Origin of the sequence: Nitrospira moscoviensis (genome assembly GCF_001273775.1) — a bacterium.
Taxonomy (GTDB): domain Bacteria; phylum Nitrospirota; class Nitrospiria; order Nitrospirales; family Nitrospiraceae; genus Nitrospira_D; species Nitrospira_D moscoviensis.
Map to the genome: position 1 here is coordinate 2708495 of NZ_CP011801.1, position 17997 is coordinate 2726491.

Here is a 17997-nt window from a genome sequence, read left to right on the forward strand (position 1 = left end):
GGCCGCAGGGGCTGCCACCTTTCCGCATGGTGGCTGTCCCCGTCCTCGCATCCGGGCAGATCGAGCAGCGGGACAGGCACCGGCGTTGCCGGAGCCAGTCCCCTGCTACCGCGACTCGGCTATGCGCGACGCCTGCCGATCGCCCAACGCCATGATCCGCTGATCGCCCGCCGGCAACACGCGGAAATAACCCCATTGCCCGGACTGCGCGTAGGGCAGCCGCTGGTTGCTCCAGAGGTAATCGCCCGGCAGCCGCCCCGGCCCTCCGGCGGAGGGGATCAGCAGGTCCAGCGTCTCCGACGAGGCGAACTCCACCACGTTGAGCATGTCGGCGCCCTGCATGAAGGGTTCGATCGGCCACTCGTGCTGCTCCACGCTGAACATCCCGTTCTGCTCGCTCGCCGCGCCGAACAGGTGGATGCGCACGGCGTCGCCGGCATGTGCCTCGATGATCGGCGTCGCCGGATCCTCCGGCTGATCCACCGCGCAAGGCTGGAAAATCTTGCCCAGCGAGCAGCCTTTGTCCTCACGGTACTTATACGGCTCCGAGCGGTAATTCACGCCCGTCAGTCCGGCGACGTTCTGCACATACGGCATGAAGCTCGTGCCGATGATATTGTCCTCGTCCTGGAAGAACAGCGCGACGTCCCGATAGTCACGCCGGGTTTCATAGCCCGGGATCGTCCGATCGATCAGCACGTCGGCCGTCCAACTGTTTTTGCCGGACAGATCGGCCCCGGTCTTCGGATCGCGATACTGCGCGTCCTTCGGCCCGATGATGATCGCGCCGAACAGGCCGTTGCGGGGATTGATCAGCGGGCGGCCCCAGTCCCACACGAGCGAGGCGATCTCGCCGTTGGCCGGGTCCGCATAGTACGTGTACGTCCGGCTCTCGCCCGGCGCGATCGTCTGATCGCCGGGATTGCGGCCGACGTTGGCGCCCTGGCTGTCTTTGGGATCGAAGGCCAGGCTGATCGCGCTGAACGACGCGCGGCTCTCCTTCATCCGGTTGGTCAGGTGGATTTTGAGACAGTCGCCGACGTTCGCTCTGAGCGTGAGCGGCATCGGCGTGAGGCCGCCCGCGACCTTCGACGCCTCGTCGTCCAGCACGTAGATCTTGGCCTCCTGATTGCGCAGCAGGATCTTCCGTTCGAAATCGACTTCAATCGCCTCCGGCGCCTTGGGATTGAACGTCATCCCGGGATAATCCATCGCCGAGACGTTGAACGTCTTCACCGGAGCATCGGCCGGACAGACCGGCAGGGGCTTGGGCAATTCCATTTGTCCCGACAACCCGGCCGGCAGCGGCTGCAGGTCCGGCACGCGTTCGTCGAGCACGCGCACGACGCCCCATCCGCCTTCCGAGAATTTCGACAGCCGTCCGTTGAAGTGGATGTAATCGCCCGGCTGCAGGCGCGGCCCGCCCGCCTGCGGCACGACCAGGTCGTACCGCTCGGCGATGCCGACGTGGATGGCATTCTTGCGGTTGGCCGTCCCCGCATAGCGCTCGGTCGTGAACGTGTGCCCGGAGAGCGTCCAGACCATCGTTTCGTTCATCAAGGTATGGATGAGCCGGAACACGAGCGGGTCGCCGAGATAGGCGCGCAAGAGCGGCGTGCTCGGATCGCCGTGGACCGCGCTGCTGAAGATCTGCGCCCAATCGGGGTTGCTCGCCAGCCGCTGCGCCATCGGTTCGGCGCGGAAGTTGAGCCCGCTTCCGGTGGTATGCGTCCCCCCGTTCAGGAACGGGAGCGGCGTCATATAAATGTGCTCGGGCATCATGAACGAGATGGTCTTGCCCGCCTCCAGCGCCACTTCCACCGGTTGGCCCGGCGGATTGCCGGCGGTGACGACGTTCACCGTGTGCGGCACCGTATCGTGGACCTGCACCATCAGCTCCCGGAAACTGCCGCTGACCTGATGCCCCACCGGCTCGATGGTATGGATGTCGGCGATCGGGCCGCTGCGAATCGGCTTCCCGGTGACGGGATCGTGATAGGTGGAGCCGGCCGGTTCCACGAGCAAGGTGCCGAAGCCGCCGTGCGGCCAGGTGGTCGCGCCGAAGGCGTGGTCGTGCCAGAACACCGCGCCCACGTCGGCGTCGGCCCAGAGCCGCTGCCGGACGAATTCAACGGTCACCATGTCCTTCGCGGGATGGTCGTGCGCGAGCGGCCGGTCGAACGTGATCGTCCTCTCCTTGATCGAGGCGATGCGGAGGATCTCATTGCCCTGCACGTTGTCGGCGCCCACGAGCAACAGCGTGCCGACATGGTACTGCGCGGCATTGGTGACGCTGATGCTCTTCGCGCCCTTCTTCGCCGGCGCGGTGAGCGCGGCGTTCATCGGGACCGGCAGGCCTCGTTTTTCCTTCTTCTCCAGCATGGTGAAGGGCCGCACCGACTGCTCGTAGGAAAAGCCGGTGATCACGCCGTCGGACGCCTGGTTGTCGAACTGGAGAAAATGCGGATGGATGTTGATCTTCGACGACTGGAAGTTGGTGAAGTCGTCGTCCTCCCATTCGCTCGTCAGGATCCAGTCGAGGCAGTCGTAGATGTTCATACGATAGACGAGCGGATAGCGGCGGTCTTCGTTCCGCCGCACGTCCGCTTCTTCTTCGTGCAGGACGTACAGGAGCCCGTTCGGATCCACGATCGGCGGCTCCTTGCCCTGCGCCTTCGCCAGCGTGATCGGCAGGCGGATGAAGTGGATGTTGTAGGGCTGGCGCGGCGCGTTCTCAGGACAGAGGCTCCACCGGCCGTTTTCGCCGGGCTTCGCCGGATCGACGCTCGGCTTGCCGCGTTCGTCCCGATGGATCATGTCGAGCCAGGGAGCGGGATTCTTGTCGGGCGAAAAGGGCGGCCGCTTGCCGAAGTGCGGCGTGGAGTGCGGCCAAGCCACCTTGCCGGTCCGGGCGTCGAAGAGGATCGGCGGCCGCTTCCCCGGCGACGGCGAGGTGTACTTGGGGTTGACGACGGCGCTCTCCCGTTCACCGACAGCTCGGTTGCCCTCCCACGCCCAGTCCCATACGCTCGCGTCGTAGGCGAGGATCTGGCTCTTCTCATCTTGCTTGTGGCCCGGCTTCCCCATCGTGGGGAGCTGCATCTCGACCCAGTCCTTGATCGTCACGACGGCGGGGTCCGCTTTCCAGTCGCTCCTCCCCTTCTCTACGATGCGGAACCGCTTGCCGAACCAGTCGAGCGACTTTCCGACGAGCTGCTCCGACGTCACGCCCGGCCGCAGCGCGCCGCCCGCGCGGTCCGGCAGCTCCCGCAGATCCGGCATCAGATCCGTGCGCGCGTCGCCCTGCTGCAGCGTGTTGTAGACCCGCCAGTAGGACCACATGCCGGCGACATAGTGATGCGCCACGTGGCAATGGAAGAGAAAATCGCCGGCCAAATGCTGGCACAGGCCCGAGCCGCATTCCGTTTCGAGATCCAGCGCCTCCGCCGGACCGATCACTTCGACATCGACCCGGTCGGTCGTTTGCCGGATCACCGGATATTTCAGCGGCCCGTTTTTCGCGGCGCTCCAGAGCGGCATCGCTTCCGCGGTGCGCGGGCTGCGCGGCCAGCGGATGGAGCCTCCGTGCGGATGGTGCGAATGAAACACTTCCGAGCCGCCGTGCACGATGCGGTACTTGGCCGGGTCGCCCAGATAGCTGCGCGGAATCGGCGTCGGCGCATCGCCGAACGTGTAGGAGCTGTAGCCCATCGACTCGTCCTCGAAGCCGAAGTACTCGTGCTGGAGATGCATCTGATTGATGCCGAAGGGCTCGCTCCGGTAGTTCAAGGCGCGGGAGCCGGGCCGGTAGACGTCGGTGAGCGGATCGCGCTGCGGGAGGAAATCGCCCTTCTTGTTCAGCGGCCGGAACGCCTCGTCGCCCACCTCGTGATAGATCACGACGAATTCGCGGAAGTCCGGCCCGCTTCCGTTCTTGATCATCGCCTGCCAGCCGCTCGCCATCGGCGTCGGCGCGCCCTGCCCCACCGGCTCCAGATACGCGGAGCCGCGCGGCTCCACGATGAAGGCGCCGAAGAGGCCCATCACGGTCAACTCCCGGTCGTTGCTGAAGGTGTGGAACTGCCGCGCGCCCTCCTGCGTGCCGGGCGCGATGTACCATTCGAATTCCCCGGCCTTGCCCTGCTCCACGATCGCGTCGCGGTTCGTCGTGGCGGCCGGCGCCCCGGTCGCGCTCACGATCATGTTCGATCCGAGAATGTGGAGGCTGACCTCTTCTCCGCCTTCCAATTCGTTGCGCAATGTCAGCTTGATGCACTCGCCGGGGTTGCCGCGCAGCACCAACGGCTGGATCGCCTGGGCCTGCAGCCCGTGCGTGACGGCGCCGGTGTCGAAGCCCTCGCTGTCCCGCGCCTTGCGGTTGCGCTCTTCTTCCTCCCGGATCGCGGGAATGCGCTCCGTCAGCGCGTACATGTAGCCGGGGTAAAAGTCCATCCACTGATTGAGCGTGATCTCGACGTTGATCGCGGAGACGTCGAACGGCCGCACCGGCGCGGCGGCCGGACAGCGCCCGCCTTGCGCGGACACCGGCTCGGTCCCGGGGTAAGACATGAGCAGCGCGTCCTGGCCGCCGGCGCCGTACTGGTGGAGCATCGACAGGTGGTTGAACCGGCCGCCCGTCTGCTGCGCGTGGGCATCGTCAGCGAATTGCCGGCCGATCTGCTCCATGGCGCGCTCGTGCTGCCGCGCCACCATGGCCGTGCGCTCGGCGCGGCCCTCGATGGCGTCTTCCATGATCGTCTGCCCCTTGAGCTGCTCCGCCCACCCCGGCAGCGCCTCCGCGGCAGGATGGTGACCGGCGGCGGCTCTCGGCGCCTCGGCTGCCGAGGCGGCGGCCCCGAACGCCGAGAGGGCTAGACCTATGGTGAGAGGAAGGAGTCGGTGCAACATGATCCACCTCCGTCGGACAGTTCAAAAGTTCCGTCTAGCCGATCTTTTGAGGATGTTCAAAATGCCCGCCAGCAAGGCCGCAGCGATGTGAGAAGGCGAGGCGTACCCTTGCGGTACGTTGAGCCTTTGAACGAGCGAGAACGCAGCTCGCGGGCATTTTCAACATCCTGTCAATGCAGCGCGATGAGGCCGTGGCTCAGCGCATACGCCGCCAAGTCGTCGGTGCTGCACAGACCGAGACGCTGCTTGATCCGCTTGGTCTGGTGCTCGACTGTCGTGAGCGATAAATCCAAGGTCTCCGCAATGTCCTTGCTCGTCTTGCCCTGAGCCAGGAGCTGGACGATCTGGCGCTGCCGCGGGCTGAGCTCCGGCGCGCCGTTCTTGGCCACGGGATGCAGCGGCGCCGCCGCCCGGTGCGCCATCGAGCGGGCCACGGTGGGAGACAGATAGGTCCCCCCGCGCAGCACTTCCGTGAGGGCCCGCACCAGCTCCCCGCTCATATCCTGCTTCACGACGTAGGCCGCGCATCCGATCTGAAAGGCCGCCCGGACGAATCGTTCGTCCGCATGCATCGTCAAGGCGATCAGTTTCAGATCGGGTGCGAGCTGTTTCAAGACACGGCAGGCGTCCAGGCCGTTGAGCAACGGCAGCGTGATATCCACGATGGCGACGTCGGGCTTCAGCCGCTCGGCTTCCGCGACCAACGCGCGGCCGTCGGCCACCAGGCCCACGATCTCGCAGTCCGCCTCGGCTTCGAGCATCTGCTGGACGCACTGCGCCACCAGCACATGGTCGTCGGCCAAGAGGACGCGCGGCTTCTGCGGCGTGCTTTGGTCCTTCACCGGTCCCGTCATCCCGCCGCCCATGGCTCGCCGCGGCGCGCGAGCGCGCCCTGCTTACTGGACCTTGACGTCAGGTGTCGCGATTTCCAGCACGTAGCCTTGGTCGTCCATGAGCAACACGACATCTTGCCCCTTCTTGAGGTGCTCCAACTTGGCCAACGGCGGGCGGAACTTCAGCTCGCGTTCCTGCCCCTGCTCCAATACTGTGAGTCGGCCTTCTCCGCCCTCCGGACCGCTCGCCGACGGCCGCTCGGCTCCCTGGAACACCGCGCGCAGTTGTTGATGCGCGCCTTTGATGCGCGCCTTGTTGTTTTCCGCGGATTCCTGCACCGCCCGCCCGCTCGCCAACTGCGCGTCCACCAGATGCCCGGTCTCGTCGGCCATGAACAGCAGCTCCGGCCCCACCGGCATGGCGGTGAGCTTGCCCCGGGCCCGGTCGGCGACGATGAAGGTCTTGGTGCCCTGCTCCGTTTCGATCACGGCCTTATCCAATCCCACGGTCAGCGGGGTCTTCAGCCGGCCGCGCAGGACCTGGTGATGAGAGGCCTCGTCCGGATGGTGATAATCCACCACCGCGTTATGGTCGTTCAGGGTCACGACGATCGCATCCCCCGGCTTGAACGTCTGGCCTTTGAGCGCCGCCGGCTTCTGCGGCACGAACAGCGGCTGCGGGTTGCCGATGTCGATTTCCATCTGATTGCCTCTCATCTCGTTGACGCGTCCGAGCACCAGCCGGTTGCCGGGAAGCAGATTCTCCGTCGGCTCGCTGACGACCCGCTCGCCGCCCGCGTCCTGCACCGTCCCTTTCGACGTCGGCGCCGACTGCCGCTGAGATGATTCCGCCGAGAGAGAGACTCCCGCCTCTCCCAGCACGATGGCCAGCGCCGCGATCACGATGGTGTGTCTCTGCATCAGATCCATAGGTTCCCCCTTTGCTTGTGACGCGGTGAGGAGCACCGCGTTGAGCGGTGAGTTGATCCCCAACGCTCAAGGCTCTCCCCCTCAAAGCTCACATAAAGAGTGAGCAAGGGTCGGACCAAGGGAAACGGCGGGGCGGCTCCATGAAAGCGCCGGTTCTCATGCTGTTCCAGAAACGCAAGGGCTCGGACCCGAACCAAATTCCATAGACAGGCTGTCTTACCGGGGACAGGATGTCCTCGAATGTGTCTGTCCAAACCCAAAATCGTGCAGGCTGTTCAAAAAGGCCGTCCAGCAAGGCCGCAGGTTTGCGCGGACCGGAGACGTACCTCCGGGGTACGTTGAGGATTCGCGCGAGCCGAGAACGCCGCTGGCGGGCTTTTTCAACAGCCTGCTAATACCGGAACCTCGCCGCCGGCCTATCACCCTGTACGTGGTACACCTGCCCTCCGTGCAGAAAGGTTTGCATCGCGCTGAGCTCGTACAGATCCTCGTCGCCCGGCCGCTGTTCTTCGTGCACTTCCGCCCGCTGGGTGTCCGGATCGAAGCGCCCCCAGATATGGCGATCGAGCGGCGCGAGGAGAACATCCACCCGTCCTTGGACCGCGGCGGGGACCACATCGGTCAATCGATCGGACCCCTGTCCGGTATTGAGCGCCTCCTGAATGCGGGCCATGGCCCGCCGGCGCGCCTCCGCCAACCGCGACTCCATCAGCCCCCAGGCCTCCCGGTGCAGCTCTTCGTCCCGCTTGTCTTTCGGATTGCCCGTGATCTGTTCCGCGGCGATGGCGCCGTACCGGCTCAGATTCCGGTAGAGGGGCAGGAGATAATCGACCCCGGCCAGGACCAGCGGCTCCCGCCGGTCGCGCAACACGTCGCACAGGGCGCGGTCGACCGCGCGAAAATATCGTTCCACGTCGGCGGTGGAGGCGTCGCTGCTCGAGCCATGGCCGTGAAACAGCGCGGTGCCGCCGCCGCTGCCCGTTCCTCTGCCGCCCTTGGGGGCGATGGCCTCGAATTGCAATTGTGTTTCCCGCCGCTCGTAGCCGGGCGTCTCCGTCATGCTTGCCGGCGCACCAGGAAGATCGAGCCGGGCCACCGCATGCTTCGTACAGCGCAGCAGGCGGCACCCCTGCTGGCTCAGCGCCAGCAGATAAAACCGCTCGTCCTCGATGAAGTAGGGCAAGAGCGGCGCGATATGGAACCGCTCGGTCACGATCACCGACTCGTCGAAGCGGAGCGGCAGGCGGTACAGGCGGAAGAAGGCGGGCGAAAGAAACAGCGCCAGGCCGTCGCTTTGGAAGCGCCAGAATTGCGCGTCCTCGATCAAGGCGTCGAGCGGCGCCAACCAAGAACGGACGTCCGCCGCCCGGTGCCCGCGATCGACGAGACTCTGCTCCGCCGTCCGGTGCAGATTCTTCAGCCGGATGGGATCCTGCCGGGTCTGCGGGCCGGCCCGGTGCGTGGGCATGAAGATGGAGACGCAGGGACCGTCGCGATAGCACACCAGCGCGCGGAAGTCCTCGTGGTTGAGCGGATCCTCCGAGCGCACGTGCCAAGGCTCGCGTTCCGCCGGCGATGAAGTCGTGTCGGCCATAGGTTTTCTGGTCTGTCTGGTCTGTCTGGTCTGTCTGGTCTGTCTGGTCTGTCTGGTCTGTCTGGTCTATCTGGTCTGTCTGGTCTGTCTGGTTTGTCTGGTTTGTTTGGTCTATTTGGTTTGTTTGGTCACTCGCCCCGCATCACGCATCACGCCTCACGGGTCACTTTCCGCTCGCCGCCGCGTCCGCCAGCATCGCCGTCGTCTTGCCGTCGAAGTGGTCGTCCTTGTCCGCTTCCGCCTCCTGCTTGGTGCGATGCACCGTGCCGTCTTTGTGCTCGGGCGGGCTATAAAGGGTATAGAGCTTCAACGGTTCGTCCTTGCCGGTATTGATGACGTTGTGTCTCGTGCCGGCCGGAATGACGAGCGCGCTGCCGTCTCGGACCGGATAGTCCTTGCCGTTCAGGCGCGCGGCGCCGCGTCCCGCTTCCACGCGAATGAATTGATCCAGCCCGTGCGTCTCTTCGCCGATTTCCTCGCCGGGCTTCAGGCTCATGAGCACGAGTTGGCTGTGCTCGGCCGTAAACAGCACTTTGCGGAAGTTGTCGTTCTTGACCGTGGCCTCTTCGATGTCCGTGAGGTAATGATCCATCGTCGCCTCCTTCGTGGTCTGAGATCCGCTCCGGCGCGCCTGCGCCCCCTCCGGCTCTCCCGGCCTCCAGTCGGCCGACGGGGCGGTGGCCGGATAGCCGGCGGCGCGGCTCAACCAGACGATGGCCGACTGCACGTCTTCCCGCGCCTCGCCGAGGCGGCCCTCGCGGCCTTGCACGGCCGCTTCCCGCAGCGCATGGATCCCTTGCGCGACGCGATGGCCGGGATTCCCGCCACCGGCTTGGACCGCCGCCTGCAGCGCGCGATCGGCCTGCTCCAGGAAACGCCGGCCGTCCCCGGTCGCGCCCGCCGCCTCCGCCTGTTTGGCGAACCGCAGCGCTTCCATGATACTCGCGGAACCCTCCCCCCGTTCTTGCGCGGCCCGGAGGTCTTGAGGCGACGACAACGCGACCGCCGCCAGAAGCGCCAGCAGGCCATATGTCAGGCTGGCCATGAGATCCTCATGCAGACGTTGTTCATCATCACTGATCACCCTTCACCCGCCATCCTTCCCCCTCACCTTCGCCTCTCCCCCGTGATGTGGGGAGGGCAGAGTGAGGGACTACTGCCATCCCGCGACTTCGTACCCGCGCTCGTGCAGGCAACGCGTGACGATGTTGACATGCGTCTGGCTGGGTCCCGACGAACCCCAGCTGAAGAGGCTCGAGATGAGGCCCCACACGGCGCCGCTGGCTGCGCCGATCGCCGAGCCGATGCCCGCGGAACCGGTGATCGCTCCCCCGACGGCGCCGCTCGCCGCGCCGGCTCCGGCGCCGACCGCCGTGCCCGTTGCGACTCGTCCGGCCCGGCCCGTCCCCTCCTCCGCTCCCGCCTCCTCGGCAAACTCCCGGCAGGCTTCGATGTCGTGCTTCGCCGTCTCCTTGCCCACCGACTGCAAATGCGCGTTGGGATACAACACCGGCTCGGCGGTGGAACAGGCGGCGAGCAGTGACAACACAATAATCATGTACGACTTTGTCGGCATTTGTTGGGTCTGTCTGGTCTGTCTGGTCTATTTGGTCTGTCTCGTCTATCTGGTCTGTCTGGTTTCTTTTGTTTATCGCACCAGATAGACCAGAGAGACCACGCACCAGATAGACCTTCTGTTACGGCGTCATCACCACTTTGATGCAGTCATCCTGCTTGTGCACGAACAGGTCGAACCCCTCGGGAGCGTCTTCAAGCTTCATGCGATGCGTCACGACGAAGCTCGGGTCGATGTCGCCGTTGCGGATGCGATCGAGCAGCGGCTGAAAGTACCGCTGCACGTGCGTCTGGCCGGTCTTGATCGTGAGCGACCGATTCATCACCGCGCCCACCGGAAATTTGTCGATCACGCCGCCGTACACGCCGGGCACCGACACGGTGCCGCCGTTGCGGCAGGCCATGATGGCTTGGCGCAGTGCGATGGGCCGGTCCGACTCCAGCATCATCGCCTGCTTGAGCCGGTCGTAGTAGTAGAGAGGACCCGGCATGTGGGCCTCCAAGCCGACCGCGTCCATGCAGGAGTCGGGACCGCGCCCGCCCGTGAGCTGCATCAGGGTGTCGTACACGTCGGTCTCTTCGTAATGGATCGTGTCCGCGCCGCCGTCGCGCGCCATCTGCAGGCGTTCCGGCACGCGGTCGATGGCGATCACCCGCTCGGCGCCGAGCAGGAAGGCGCTCCGGATCGCGAATTGCCCCACCGGGCCGCAGCCCCAGACGGCCACCGTATCGCCGGACTTGATGTCGCACTGTTCGGCCGCCATGTATCCGGTGGGGAAAATGTCGGAGAGAAACAGCACTTGTTCGTCCGTAAAGCCGTTGTCGATCTTGATCGTCCCGACATCGGCGAACGGCACCCGCGCGTACTCCGCCTGACCGCCGGCGAAGCCGCCGGTCAGATGGGAATAGCCGAAGATGCCGGCCGGCGAGTGGCCGAACAGCTTTTCCGCCATCCAGGCGTTGGGATTGGAGTTCTCGCAGAGCGAGTACAGCTCTTTCTTGCAGAAGAAACAGCGGCCGCACGAGATGGGAAAGGCGACGACGACGCGGTCGCCGACGCGGCGGTTCTTGACATCGGGGCCGACTTCGACGATTTCGCCCATGAACTCGTGCCCCATGATGTCGCCCGGCTCCATCGTCGGCACGAAGCCGTTGTATAAATGGAGATCCGATCCGCAGATCGCCGTGGAGCTGATTTTGACGATCGCGTCCCGTTTGTTGAGGATCTTGGGATCCGGCACATCCACGACCCGCACGTCTTGTGTGCCGTACCAGCAGTTGGCTTTCATTATTCCTCCGGTCTGGTCTGTCTCGTCTGTCTGGTCTGTCTGGTCTAAGACGAAATAGACCAGATAGACGAAATAGACGAGATAGACCTTCAGCGCCTTACGGCGCTGTCGTACTTCCACGACGTGCTCTCGGTCCGGCCGGCCGGCTGGCCTTCGGTGGTGATGATTTCGCCGGCCTCCATGACTTGCTTGAAGCGGCGCAGATCCATCTTCACCGTTTGGGTCGGATCTTGGCCGAACCAGGCGGCGACGGCGGCACCGACCGTCCCGAAGGGCGGGCGGTACTCCATTTCGACCGTGACGAACGTGCCGCGATCGCCCGGCGCCGATTCGAACCGCACCGACCCGGCATGGTCCACGTCGGCTCCTTCCACCGACCGCCAGGCGATGGCTTCATTCGGCCGGTCGTCGGTGATCTCGGCGTCCCATGCGACGGTGGAGCCGGCCGGTCCCTTCGCCGTCCAATGCGATCGGCGGTCTCCGGTCACCTCGACCGATTCCAGATGCGGCATGAATCGCGGCAGATTCGAGAAGTCCCGCCAAAAGCGGTACAGGTCTTCGGGTGCGCGGTTGACGGCCAGCGTCGCCGTGATCGGAATCACGCCGTTTCTCGTCCGGACGCCGCGGCTCAGCTGCTGCGCGCCGACGACGTCCAACAGCGCCGCGCCGGCCACGGCGGCGGCGGCGGCCGACAGGCGGCGGCGGTCCGCCTCGCGGGAAAAGAAGGCGGCGCCCAGGCACGCGAGGTCGAGCGCATCGCCGCCCGCGCGGGCCCACATGCCCGCTGCCGGTTTGCCCGGCGCGAGGATGCCGATGCCGCTCGCAATCTCGCGCAGACCCATGAGGCGGATCACCGTCCGGTATTCCGGACTCACGCCGAGCATCGCCGCCACACGCCGGGGCGCCATCAGCTCCGCCAGCCCCAGCCCGATCCCAAACCATCCCATGCCGGTGGCCAGCCGCTCCTCTTGCGCCGGACGGCCGTTCGACGACGCGCCGTTGCGCTCCGGATAGCTGCGGGGCTCGTGACTCGACGGGCGGCGGGCGGACGAGGCCCGGACGGCTGTGTGGGGCCTCATCCCTACCCTCGCTGCGCCGGCTCGGTTTTCGCCAGCACGAACATCTGTTGCTGTTCGCCGGTCTTGAACTCCGTCGGCGGCTTGCCGTCCGGCAGGGCGTAGACCAGCTTGACCTTATCTTTGTCGGCCTCGATCAATCCTTTCGTGACCACCCCGGTTTGGGGCGCTTGGGTGCTCGTCATCGTGATCTCCCAGGGCTTCCGCTTCGTCTCGAGGGTATAGGTCGCCGCGAAGGTTTCCTTCCGCTCCTTATCATACGCGGTGATCGTGCTCTCGCCGATGGTAATGACGGCGTCGTCCAGTTCTTTCGGATCGATCGCGGCTCCGTTGCGCTCGCCGCTGACGATGCGATATTCGCCGGTCAGCTTGGCCTTCGGTTGCTCACTCGATTGATTGGTGCACGCCGGGACGCCGATCAGAACGAGCGCCAAGGCGAGACGGGCGTATATATGTGTACGAATCATGTGGCTCCTCTCCGGTCTAGTCTGGTCTGTCTGGTCGGTCTGGTCGGTTTGGTCTGTCTGGTCAGTTCGGTCTCTGGTCTGTCTGGTCTTCGGACAAGAAAGACTAGATAGACCACGCACTAGACAGACTAGACAGACATCGCACCAGATAGACGCTTCTGACGCCTCTATTGTTCATACTTCTCCACGATCTCCGCCGGCCTCACCTGCGCCCTATCCGGGTCCTGGCCCACCGTGCGCAGCGCGCGCCGCTGGCGCAGGAGATCCCAGCATTGGTCGAGCTCGACCTGCACGTGGCGCAGCCTGGCGCGGTCTTCCTCGGACAGCGCCTCCTTGTGCTGGAGGGCATGCTCGTGCGACACCAGCTCTTGAATGCGGTTGAGGACCGATTGATCGGTCGTCGGTTCGGTCATGGGTCTGTCTAGTCTGTCCGGTCTATTTGGTCTATCTCGTCTATCTGGTCGTCCACACAAGATAGACCAGACAGACATCGCACCAGATAGACCTGTTAAAGAGCGCGCATGAATGCGGCCAAGGCTTTTTTCTCCTCCTGGTCCAACTTCAGCCCGCCGACGATGTTGAAAAATTCGACCGTGTCTTCCAACGTCGGCAACCGCCCATCGTGGAAGTACGGCGGTGAATCTTTGATGCCGCGCAGGGCAAAGGTCTTGATCGGCCCATCCGCCGCCGCGCCGAACCGTTCGAGATGCAAGTCGTGCATCTGATGGTCGGTGTAGGAGGGCGGCAGGTGGCAGGCGGCGCACCGGCCCTTGCCGAAGAACACGTCCTCGCCGCGGACTTCGAGCGGCGTGGCTTTCGTCCGGTCCAGCCGGCCCGTCATCGGATCGAGGTGCGGCGCAGGCGGGAAATCGATCATGTTCTGCATCTGCCCCATGTGCGCGACGAGCACACGATCGATGAGGTTCATCCCTTTTTTCATCGCGCGGATCGGATCGCCGTTGAAATAGGCCGTGCGCTGCTCGAATTCCGTAAAGTCCTCCACCGAGCGGATCGACCGTTTGGATCCGTGGATCTGCTGGTTGAACATGCCCCGCAGGCTCGGCGTGTCGAGCCGAAGCCGTTCCAACTGCGGCCGCGTGTCGGGGTTCAAATGGAACTGCGCGGTCGTATGGAAATTCACGTGGCAGTCGAGGCAGGTGACGCCGAGACTCGGCTTGGCCGATTTGCGGTCGTGCGTCGCGTTGAACTCCTCCTGGGCGAATTGGGTCACCAACATCCGCAGCCCGTCCAGTTGCGCCGGCGTGACCAATCCGCGAAACAGCCGGTCGAAATTGTCCGCGTGTAGGACTTCGCCCTGCGACACGTCGCCCAGCTCCGGGTGGATGGTCAGGAAAATCGGCGGCGGAAATTCGGGGAGCAGGCATTCGGGCAGATCGAAATCCACGTCAAACCGCTCCAGCCGGGGAAACTGCTTGATCTGGATCTGCGGGAAGACCTGTCCGCCGACGGCGTGCTTGGGGTGCGGCAGCCGATCGAAGCCCGCCGGGAACGCGCGCTTCTTTCGGATGTCGTCCGGACCCATCTGGGCCAACTGCTCCCACGTCATCCCCGCCGGCAGCCGGACGGCCGGCCCGACGGGCTGCGGCTTGCCCTTGGTCATCGTGACGCCCGGCGACTGTTTGCACGACAGATCGTACCGCTCCTCCAGGAGCTTCCGCTGTTTCGCCATCACCTCCGGTTTCTCCGCCTGATCCTTCTTCATCACCTGCTCGAACGACTTCTGCGGATCTTGTCCGGGCGGGGCTCCGAAGACGTCATAGTAAAAATCCACGCCCTCGAAGCCCTTCTGTTTCGCCTGCTCGATGGAATTCGGCTGGCTCGTCTGCTGCCGGCCCTCGCTCGTCGGCTGCGCATGGCCGGAGCGGCCCACGGACAGCGCCGCCGCCAGCACGGTCGACATCCCGACCATGGCTAAGAGCCACATCAGTCGCTTGCGTGGTCTACTCATGATTCTCCTGGTCTGTCTGGTCTGTGTGGTCTGTCTGGTCTATTTGGTCTATCTCGTCTATCTGGTTTGTTTGGTTTGTCTGGTGTGTTTGGTTTTCGCACAAGATAGACCAGATAGACCGCGCACCAGATAGACCGCTATCCCGACCACCGTCGCGGCTGTCCGCGCAGCACGGAGACGAGGGTCAACCCGAAGAACGCCATGACCGCGCCGGTCAACAGTGGATGCAGCGAAGCCTGCGTATAGACACTCGATTCGGACACGTAGGGAGCGCGGCCGCCCCGCTCCTTCAGGCCTGCTCCGGGCCTGTAGAGGCCGTTGTCTTGGGGCGCCTGCTCCGGCTGATCGCTCTGCTGCATCCTGAACATGGTTTTTTCCATGATCTTGTCGGCGAGCCGGGGGGCGAAGTGGCTGAACATCGCCACCATCTTGCCGGTCCCGCCGGCAAAGACGTCGCGCACCGGATGTTCGGCGCAATAGAGAATCGTCGCGGCCGCCACCTCCGGCGCATAGGTGGGCGGGGGAAACATCGGCTCATTGGGAAGATAATTCTTGGCATGCTCCGCATAGGGGGTATCGATCGAGTACGGCTTGATCAGCGTGACGGAAATCGGCAGCCCGTCGTGCTCCACTTCCATGCGCAGCGCATCCGTGTAAGCCTTCACGGCGTGTTTGCTCGCGCTGTAGATGCCCTGGAGCGGGATGGCGCGGTCCGACAGCGTGCTGCCGATATTGATGAGTGCGCCGCCTTCCTTCCGGAGATGCTCGACCGCGATGCGGGAGCCGTTCACCACGCCCCAGAAATTGGTGTCGAACAAACGGCGCTGATCCTCGATCGACACGTCGACCAACCGCCCATAGATGGAGACGCCGGCGCAGTTCACCCAGGTATCGATCCGGCCGAACCGGCGGATCGCCTCGTCGGCCACGCGGCGCAGGGCTGCCTCTTCGCCCACGTCCCCGGCGACAAACGCCGCCTCGCCGTCGGATCCATGGCCTTTGATTTCCTCCGCCAACCGGCGGAGCGCCTCTTGATTGCGCGCCGTCAACACCACGCGGGCCCCCTGCTTCGCCGCCATACGAGCCGTGACCAGCCCGATGCCGCTCGACGCGCCGGTGATGACGATGACTTGATCCTTGAGGGGTTTGAGATGCATGTCTGCTGGTCTGTCTGGTCTATTTGGTCTGTCTGGTCTATTTGGTCTGTCTGGTCTATTTGGTCGTCTTGTCTTCGGACCAGATAGACAAGACAGACTGCGCACCAGACAGACCCTTGTCTTAGACAGACTCCTACTATTGCTCGTCGCTCGGTCAGCGGGCGACTGGCAAGAGCCCGAGTTTGATGGGCCCGGTCTGGCTGGTTTGTTTGGTTGGTCTGGTTGATTTGGTAGGGAGATGGCTTTCCAAATAGTCGAAGCCAATGTATCCTTGCGCCGCATGAAGCTCCCAAATGGCGAGCAGGCTTTTGTGGATGTGCGAAAGCTTCGCAACTACTGCTTCAACACCGAACATCCACGCGGTCAACACAAAGCCCGTGTTTTTAAGAGTGCACTGGGGTGGACGGCAGAACAGGCAGAAGACGTGCGGCGCCGACTTCTAGCCGCCGTGCTGCAAGAAGGGGCCGGTTTCCTCGGCGCAGATGACTATGGACAGCGCTATGCGGTAGACTTCCCGGTACAAGGCCTCGATGCCATCGTGACCGTACGAAGTCTCTGGATCATTCGCGCGGTGAAAATTTTCCACGATTGACGTCTTGCTTCATCCTTTAACTCGGAAGTATCGATTATGAATGAAGACATTCATCTCCTCGACGTAGTCGCGTTAACGGAGAATATTCCCGATCGGGGCTTATTGCGCGGGCAAGTGGGAACGGTCGTAGAATCACTCGGCCCCGACGTGTTTGAAGTGGAGTTTGTGGATAATGACGGTCGAACGTACGCGACGGTCCCCTTGAAGAAGCATCAGCTGCTCGTCTTGCATTACCAGCCGGCGTAACGCCGAGTTAGGCTCGCTTTACCCCTTTCTCGCCAGTCTCACCCGTTTGCATGTCTCGCCGCTGCCTGAATCCAATTCGATCCAGCCCGCATTGTTTTGGGTTCTTTCCGTGCTTATCCCGCCGGCCTGCCACTGCTGATTCCGAACACTGAACGATCTCACCATCCTCGCTCCGGCACAGGCGTTTTCATTCTTCGATCGTTCCTGGCCTGGCACGAAAAACCCTTGGCCCGTGCCTTGCTAAATCTTCTGTGTGAGAGGAGAGCGTGATCGAGAAACAGGGGCGGGAAAGGGAGCAGCCATGGATTTCGGAGTCATCTTGATCGTGGCCAATACGCTGATGGCCGTCTTCCTCTACATCGTCGTCAAGCTGATCTGGCAGGAGTGACGGAAGACATGACGACGAGAGCGGAAGAGAGCGGTTTGTCTGATGCCGGGGGTTGTCCGGCTATCGGTGCCCAGAGCCCTCAACCAAACAAACTCGACAAACCACACAACCGACTAAACCGCTCTCGAAGAGACATGGCGCGGCGCGGAGCCGATCGAACAGCCGGCGGCGTCACGCAGCCGGGTCGTCACGACGTTCTGGAATTCTGCCCATCCAGACCAGAGCCGTCGCCTCCACGCCGGCGCCGCGGGAGCTGCCTCTCCACCCATCACTGGAGACGCAGCTCCCTCTTCTTAAAGACTGTCTATTTGGTGCGAGGTCTCTCTGGTCTATCTAGTGCGTAGTCTTTCTGGTCTGTCTCGTCAGAAGACCAGATAGACCAGACAGACCGAATAGACAAGACAGACCGTTCAGTGGATCGTTTCGCACGCGGGCAGCAGGAAGGGCAGCAGGGCATCGTGGAGTTGATCGAGCATGGCGTGGTCGGGGCTTGGGTCGTGGTGTGCCCACTTCTCGGAGGTCGCAGAGGAACTTTGGACCCGGAGGGTGCCGTCGGTGTCGCGAGCCAAGGTCATACGCGGAGCGGAGAAGAAGAGGCCGTGAGGACGGACGATGACATGTCGGGCCGATTCGGCAACCTCAAGCCGCGGCTGCTGCGGCACCGTCCACCCGGCACAACCGACCGCGACCAGGCCGAGGACCCCCAAGACGATACATATAATGGTACGCAGCATGGCGACCAGCAGACGGTTCACTGAGCTAAGTGACGGTTATGACGACGTTTATTTGGTTCATCTGGTTTTTCTTGTTTATTTGGTTTGTTTCGTTTGTTTGGTTTTTGAACCAGACAAACCCACCCAACCAGACAAACACTCGTCTTATCGGCATTCATAGACTAGGGCTGAACGGGCATAAGCGGAAGCGGGGCAACCACTAGGAATCAAGCGCTCATCACCTGGGGGCACAAGATCAA

General features: G+C 63.7%; 16 protein-coding genes. 3 read left to right on the forward strand and 13 right to left on the reverse strand.

Features of this window, described 5'->3' with window-relative positions; translation table 11 throughout:
• Window positions 1-105: 105 nt before the first annotated feature.
• The 12 genes from NITMOv2_RS13225 to NITMOv2_RS13280 all read right to left on the reverse strand — a co-directional run bounded on the left by NITMOv2_RS13225 (window position 106) and on the right by NITMOv2_RS13280 (window position 15798).
• On the reverse strand, window positions 106-4908 hold the full coding sequence (locus NITMOv2_RS13225; RefSeq protein ID WP_053380317.1) for a cupredoxin domain-containing protein: 4803 nt from the start codon (window positions 4906-4908) through the stop codon (window positions 106-108).
• A 170-nt stretch (window positions 4909-5078) separates the two neighbouring features.
• Window positions 5079-5774, reverse strand: a complete 696-nt coding sequence (locus NITMOv2_RS13230; protein WP_053380318.1) for a response regulator transcription factor — start codon at window positions 5772-5774, stop codon at window positions 5079-5081.
• A gap of 30 nt (window positions 5775-5804) precedes the next feature.
• Window positions 5805-6662: a hypothetical protein gene (locus NITMOv2_RS13235; protein ID WP_145976323.1), complete on the reverse strand. Its 858-nt coding sequence runs from the start codon at window positions 6660-6662 to the stop codon at window positions 5805-5807.
• A 400-nt stretch (window positions 6663-7062) separates the two neighbouring features.
• Complete coding sequence (locus tag NITMOv2_RS13240) at window positions 7063-8265, reverse strand: baeRF3 domain-containing protein (RefSeq protein WP_053380320.1); 1203 nt, start codon at window positions 8263-8265, stop codon at window positions 7063-7065.
• A gap of 163 nt (window positions 8266-8428) precedes the next feature.
• A complete protein-coding gene (locus NITMOv2_RS25045) occupies window positions 8429-8857 on the reverse strand; it encodes a cupin domain-containing protein (RefSeq protein WP_053382088.1) in 429 nt (142 codons plus the stop codon).
• A 561-nt stretch (window positions 8858-9418) separates the two neighbouring features.
• Entirely contained in the window at window positions 9419-9823 is a 405-nt protein-coding gene (locus NITMOv2_RS13250; protein ID WP_202967223.1) for a glycine zipper family protein, read from the reverse strand.
• 139 nt (window positions 9824-9962) lie between these two features.
• A complete protein-coding gene (locus NITMOv2_RS13255) occupies window positions 9963-11129 on the reverse strand; it encodes a zinc-dependent alcohol dehydrogenase (RefSeq protein WP_053382089.1) in 1167 nt (388 codons plus the stop codon).
• An 89-nt stretch (window positions 11130-11218) separates the two neighbouring features.
• Entirely contained in the window at window positions 11219-12208 is a 990-nt protein-coding gene (locus tag NITMOv2_RS13260) for an SRPBCC family protein (RefSeq protein ID WP_053380322.1), read from the reverse strand.
• A gap of 2 nt (window positions 12209-12210) precedes the next feature.
• The gene (locus NITMOv2_RS13265; protein ID WP_053380323.1) at window positions 12211-12672 is read right to left on the reverse strand and encodes a TIGR03067 domain-containing protein; all 462 of its coding nucleotides are present in this window, start codon (window positions 12670-12672) and stop codon (window positions 12211-12213) included.
• A gap of 167 nt (window positions 12673-12839) precedes the next feature.
• Entirely contained in the window at window positions 12840-13085 is a 246-nt protein-coding gene (locus NITMOv2_RS13270; protein WP_053380324.1) for a DUF2630 family protein, read from the reverse strand.
• 95 nt (window positions 13086-13180) lie between these two features.
• Window positions 13181-14641, reverse strand: a complete 1461-nt coding sequence (locus NITMOv2_RS13275; RefSeq protein WP_145976325.1) for a cytochrome B6 — start codon at window positions 14639-14641, stop codon at window positions 13181-13183.
• Window positions 14642-14778: 137 nt separating this feature from the next.
• On the reverse strand, window positions 14779-15798 hold the full coding sequence (locus NITMOv2_RS13280) for an SDR family oxidoreductase (protein WP_053380326.1): 1020 nt from the start codon (window positions 15796-15798) through the stop codon (window positions 14779-14781).
• Window positions 15799-16036: 238 nt separating this feature from the next.
• Here NITMOv2_RS13280 and NITMOv2_RS13285 point away from each other — a divergent pair, with 238 nt between their 5' ends.
• The 3 genes from NITMOv2_RS13285 to NITMOv2_RS24695 all read left to right on the forward strand — a co-directional run bounded on the left by NITMOv2_RS13285 (window position 16037) and on the right by NITMOv2_RS24695 (window position 17024).
• The gene (locus NITMOv2_RS13285) at window positions 16037-16390 is read left to right on the forward strand and encodes a DUF6883 domain-containing protein (protein WP_053380327.1); all 354 of its coding nucleotides are present in this window, start codon (window positions 16037-16039) and stop codon (window positions 16388-16390) included.
• A gap of 36 nt (window positions 16391-16426) precedes the next feature.
• The gene (locus NITMOv2_RS13290) at window positions 16427-16636 is read left to right on the forward strand and encodes a DUF4926 domain-containing protein (protein WP_187299203.1); all 210 of its coding nucleotides are present in this window, start codon (window positions 16427-16429) and stop codon (window positions 16634-16636) included.
• 253 nt (window positions 16637-16889) lie between these two features.
• Window positions 16890-17024 (forward strand): hypothetical protein, encoded by a 135-nt coding sequence (locus NITMOv2_RS24695; protein ID WP_274519466.1) that lies wholly within the window; start codon window positions 16890-16892, stop codon window positions 17022-17024.
• Window positions 17025-17434: 410 nt separating this feature from the next.
• Here the strand turns inward: NITMOv2_RS24695 and NITMOv2_RS13295 are convergent, their stop codons facing one another.
• Entirely contained in the window at window positions 17435-17779 is a 345-nt protein-coding gene (locus NITMOv2_RS13295; RefSeq protein WP_145976326.1) for a hypothetical protein, read from the reverse strand.
• Window positions 17780-17997: the final 218 nt, after the last annotated feature.